5 protein-coding genes and 1 tRNA gene are annotated in these 4,895 nt (G+C 67.6%); 2 read left to right on the forward strand and 4 right to left on the reverse strand.

Features of this window, described 5'->3' with window-relative positions; translation table 11 throughout:
• The 3 genes from Q0916_RS09645 to Q0916_RS09655 all read right to left on the reverse strand — a co-directional run.
• Positions 1-588 (reverse strand): biotin carboxylase N-terminal domain-containing protein (locus Q0916_RS09645; protein ID WP_299236986.1); only part of this gene is annotated, 588 nt, incomplete at its 3' end.
• An 87-nt stretch (positions 589-675) separates the two neighbouring features.
• The gene (locus tag Q0916_RS09650) at positions 676-909 is read right to left on the reverse strand and encodes an acc operon protein (RefSeq protein ID WP_299236988.1); all 234 of its coding nucleotides are present in this window, start codon (positions 907-909) and stop codon (positions 676-678) included.
• Positions 910-911: 2 nt separating this feature from the next.
• Complete coding sequence (locus tag Q0916_RS09655) at positions 912-2,456, reverse strand: acyl-CoA carboxylase subunit beta (protein WP_414689332.1); 1,545 nt, start codon at positions 2,454-2,456, stop codon at positions 912-914.
• 141 nt (positions 2,457-2,597) lie between these two features.
• Here Q0916_RS09655 and sucC point away from each other — a divergent pair, with 141 nt between their 5' ends.
• Positions 2,598-3,743: an ADP-forming succinate--CoA ligase subunit beta gene (gene sucC, locus Q0916_RS09660; protein ID WP_349254524.1), complete on the forward strand. Its 1,146-nt coding sequence runs from the start codon at positions 2,598-2,600 to the stop codon at positions 3,741-3,743.
• Positions 3,740-4,609, forward strand: a complete 870-nt coding sequence (gene sucD / locus Q0916_RS09665; protein ID WP_299236992.1) for a succinate--CoA ligase subunit alpha — start codon at positions 3,740-3,742, stop codon at positions 4,607-4,609. Before sucC ends, sucD begins: the two co-directional genes overlap by 4 nt.
• Before the next feature lie 124 nt (positions 4,610-4,733).
• On the opposite strand, the gene Q0916_RS09670 is transcribed toward sucD, so the two are convergent.
• Positions 4,734-4,807 (reverse strand) — tRNA-Thr (locus Q0916_RS09670).
• Positions 4,808-4,895 lie beyond the last annotated feature (88 nt).

Below are 4,895 nucleotides of genomic sequence, written 5' to 3' on the forward strand. Positions count from 1 at the left end.
GTCGTTGTCGAAGTACGCCTCGCCCTCGCGTTTGGCGCTCTCGAGGGCGTCGTCGACCTCCTCGGGGCCGCGGACGATCTTCATGCCGCGACCGCCGCCGCCGCCCTCGGCTTTGATCGCGATCGGATAGCCGTACTCCTCGCCGAACGTCCGGACCGCCTCCGGCTCTTCGACGGGATCGGTCGTTCCCGGGACGATCGGCACGTCCGCCTCGCTCATCACCGTCCGGGCCTTCGTCTTCTCGCCGGCCTGTTCCATCGTCTCGCTCGCCGGGCCGACCCACGTGATCCCCTCGGCCGCTTCGACGCTCTCGGCGAACGCCGCGTTCTCCGCCAAAAACCCGTACCCCGGGTGGATCGCGTCCGCACCGGCCTGGCGGGCGGCGTCGATGACGGCGTCGTGATCGAGATACGAGTCGGCGGCGCGGGCGGGGCCGACGTTGTACGCCTCGTCGGCGTACCGGACGTGCCCGGCGTTGCGGTCGGCCTCGCTGTACACTGCCACCGTGTCGATCCCGAGATCGTCACAGGCGCGCATCACCCGAACCGCGATCTCGCCTCTGTTGGCGACGAGAACCTTCTCGAACATGTTGTCCGAGCGCTGTCCCCCCGAGTACCTTATTCTGTCGGTCGGTCGGTCACGGCCGCCCTCACCGGGCGCATCCGACCGCGTCGCTCAAAAGCGCTCCGTGCGACCGGCGGCGCTCCACCCGTCCCGCGGCGCGGTCTCCGGCGCCCGAACCCGTCTGTTCTGGAGGGCTTCGATCCGGCCGGTCAGTCGCCACGCGTCCCGCGGGCGCTCGTCGTCGCCCCTGTCGGCTGTCGCCAGGGCGGCGGTGTGTGCGCGGATCGCGGCGGCGATTGCGGCCGTCTCGTCGGCGTCGGCGTCGTCCGGAACGTCGAGTTCCATCGTCAAAGCGGGATGTTCCCGTGTTTCCGGTCGGGGCCGTCCTTGCGTTTCGATCCGAGCATCTCGAGGTCGCGTATGAGCCGCGGTCGCGTGTCCGCCGGTTCGAGCACGTCGTCGATGAACCCGCGTTCGGCCGCGATGTAGGGGTTCGCGAACGTGTCGCGGTACTCCTCGATGAGCTGTTCGCGGCGGGCCTCGACGTCGTCGGCGTCGGCGAGTTCGTCGCGGTACAGGACGTTGACCGCGCCCTTCGGGCCCATGACCGCGATCTCGGCGGTCGGCCAGGCGTAGTTGACGTCGGCCTCGAGATGCTTCGAGGCCATCACGTCGTAGGCGCCGCCGTAGGCCTTCCGCGTGATGACGGTCAAAAGCGGGACGGTCGCCTCGCTGTAGGCGTACAAAAGCTTCGCGCCGTGTTTGATGATCCCGTTGTGCTCCTGGTCCGTCCCGGGCATGAACCCCGGGACGTCGACGAACGTGACGATCGGGATGTTGAACGCATCACAGAAGCGGACGAAACGCGAGCCCTTCAGCGAGGAGTCGATGTCGAGCGTCCCGGCGTTGACGCGGGGCTGGTTGGCGACGAGACCGACGGAGCGGCCGTCGAGGCGGCCGAACCCGGTCACGAGGTTGCGGGCGTACGACTCGGCGACTTCGAAAAACGAGTCCTCGTCGACGACCCGGTCGATCACGTCCACGATGTCGTAGGGCTTCTGTGGCTCGTTCGGAACGATCCCTTCGAGTTCCTCGTCGCGGCGCTCGGGGTCGTCCCACGGCTCGACGCGGGGCGGGTCCTCGACGTTGTTCGAGGGGAGATACGAGAGCAGATACCGGATGTCGTCGAGGGCCTCCTTCTCGTCGGCCGCCGAGAAGTGCGCAACGCCGGAGTCGGTCGTGTGCGTGCTCGCGCCGCCCAACTCCTCGAAGCCGACCTCCTCGCCGGTGACGGTCTCGATCACGTCCGGGCCGGTGATGAACATGTGGCTCGTGTCCTGAACCATGTAGATGAAGTCGGTGATCGCCGGCGAGTACACCGCGCCGCCGGCGCAGGGGCCCATGATCGCCGAGATCTGCGGCACGACGCCGGAGGCCTTCTGGTTTCTGTGGAAGATGTCGGCGTACCCCGCAAGCGAGTCGATCCCCTCCTGGATCCGGGCCCCCGCGGAGTCGTTGAGGCCGATGATCGGGGCGCCGGTCTCGAGCGCCCGGTCCATCACCTTACAGACCTTCTCGGCGAAGGCCTCGCCGAGAGAGCCCCCGAAGACGGTGAAATCGTGGGCGAACACGAACACCGTCCGCCCGTCGACGTCGCCGTAGCCGGTGACGACGCCGTCGCCGTAGGGCCGCGTGTCGGCCATGTCGAAGTTCGTCGATCGGTGGGTTTTGAGCTGATCGAACTCCTCGAAGGTCCCGTCGTCGAGGAAGTACTCGATCCGTTCGCGGGCGGTGAGTTTGCCCTTCTCGTGTTGCTTTTGAATCCGCTCGTCCCCGCCGCCGCGGGCCGCCTCGCGTTTCATCTCGCGGACCTCCTCGATCTTGTCTTCCATGTCCGTCATGTGATGGTCTTGGCTCACGAACGGCCAGCGATGAAAAAGGCGTTCCGCTATCGCGACGGCCGGACCGGCGGCGTCGAGGGCCGTTCCGGAAACACTAACTCCGGGTCCGCCGAGGTCCGCACACAACCGAGCATGAAGCTTCACGAGTATCAAGCGAAAGGCGTGTTCGCCGACGCCGGGATCCCGGTCCCGGACTCGGTGCTCGCGTCGACGGTCGAGGAGGCTGTCGAGGCGGCCGAGGACATCGGGTTTCCGGTCGTTATCAAGGCCCAGGTACAGGTCGGCGGGCGCGGAAAGGCGGGCGGGATCGAGATCGTCGAGGACGGCGAATCCGCCCGCGAGGCCGCCGAGGCGATCCTCGGGATGGACCTCAAGGGGCTCCACGTCGATCGCGTGCTCGTCGAGGCCGCGGTCGATTTCACCAACGAACTGTACGTCGGCGTGACGATGGACCGCGGCGAGGGGAAGCCGGTCGCGATGGTCTCGACGCGCGGCGGCGTCAACATCGAGGAGGTCGCCGCCGAGGAGCCCGGTGCGATCGTCCGCGAGCACGTCGACGCCGCCTTCGGACTCCACCCGTATCAGGCCCGCAAGGCCGTCTTCGACGCCGGCGTCGACCAAGACGTCGCGATCGACACGGCGTCGATCCTGACGCAGTTGTACGAGCTCTGGGCCGAACGCGACGCCACGGAGATCGAGGTCAACCCGCTGATGGTGACGGCCGACGGCGAGGTGATCGCCGCCGACGCGGTCATGAACATCGACGAGGACGCGCTGTTCAGACAGCCCGAACTCGAAGCGATGGAGGAGGAGGCCGCCGGCGACGAACTGGAGGCGAAGGCCAACGAGTACGGCTTCGATTACGTCCGCCTGTCGGGCAACACCGGGATCATCGGCAACGGGGCCGGGCTCGTGATGACGACGCTCGATCTCGTCGACTACTACGGCGGGGCGCCGGCGAACTTCCTCGACATCGGCGGCGGCGCGAAGGCCGAACGCGTCACGAACGCGCTCGATATGGTGTTCTCCGACGAGAACGTCGATTCGGTCGTGTTCAACATCTTCGGCGGGATCACCAGGGGCGACGAGGTCGCAAAGGGCATCAACGAGGCCCTAGAGCGCTTCGAGGAGATCCCGAAGCCGGTCGTCGTCAGACTCGCCGGTACGAACGCCGAGGAGGGCATGGAGATCCTGAACACGGACCTGGTCACGGTCGAGAAGACGCTCGAGGACGCCGTCCAGCGCGCCGTCAGCTACGCGGAGGGGGCGAACCAATGAGTGTTCTCGTCGATACCGACACGCGCGTCGTGGTACAGGGCATCACCGGCGGAGAAGGGAAGTTCCACACCGCACAGATGATGGAGTACGGGACGAACGTCGTCGCGGGGGCGGTGCCCGGGCGCGGCGGACAGGACGTCGAGGGCGTCCCCGTCTACGACACCGTCCACGAGGCCGCACGCGAGGAGGACGCGAACGCGTCGGTGGTCTTCGTTCCGCCGGCGTTCGCCGCCGACGCGCTGTTCGAGGCGCTCGATTCGCCGGTCGATCTCGTCGTTGCGATCACCGAGGGGGTCCCACAGCAGGACATGGCGAGGGTCTACCGGAGGCTTGGCGAGACCGACACGCACCTGATCGGGCCGAACTGTCCGGGGCTCATCACGCCCGGCGTGGCGAAACTCGGGATCCTCCCGGGGAACATCTTCGCCGAGGGGAACGTCGGCCTCGTGTCGCGGTCGGGGACGCTCACCTACCAGGTCGTCGACAACCTGACGAAGCGGGGGATCGGTCAGACGACCGCCGTCGGCATCGGCGGCGATCCGATCATCGGGACCGACTTCGTGGACGCCCTCGAACTCTTCGAGCGCGACTCCGAGACCGACGCGGTCGTGATGTGCGGCGAGATCGGCGGCGAGGACGAGGAGGAGGCCGCCGCGTTCATCGGCGAGCACATGGACACGCCGGTCGCCGGATTCATCGCCGGTCGGACCGCCCCGCCGGGCAAGCGGATGGGACACGCCGGGGCGATCGTCTCCGGGTCGGGGACCGGAACCGCCGAGTCGAAGATAGCGGCGCTCAACGACGCCGGCGTGCCGGTCGGCGACACGCCGAACGAGGTCGCCGACCACGTCGAGGGCTTCCTGTAGCCCCCGTCTCCGTCCGTAGTCTCGGGGGCGTCTCTCCGTTCGCGGTCGGAGACGATCGCACCGGCGGCGGGGCAAAAACGGGCGAGAGGGAAGCCCGGGTGGAGGTTTCGGATCCGAGAGTGCAAGCCAGGGGTGGGATTTGAACCCACGAACTCCCGATTACAAGTCGGGTGCTTGAACCGCCCAAGCTCCCCTGGCGCAACGCGGGGCGCTACGCGTCGCCGTCTGTACCCTCGGAGCCGTCGTTGATGGGTTTTTCGAGTTCGATCCGGTGGGCGGTGTACCC

It is taken from the genome of Natronomonas sp., from assembly GCF_028274965.1.
Taxonomy (GTDB): Archaea; Halobacteriota; Halobacteria; order Halobacteriales; family Haloarculaceae; genus Natronomonas.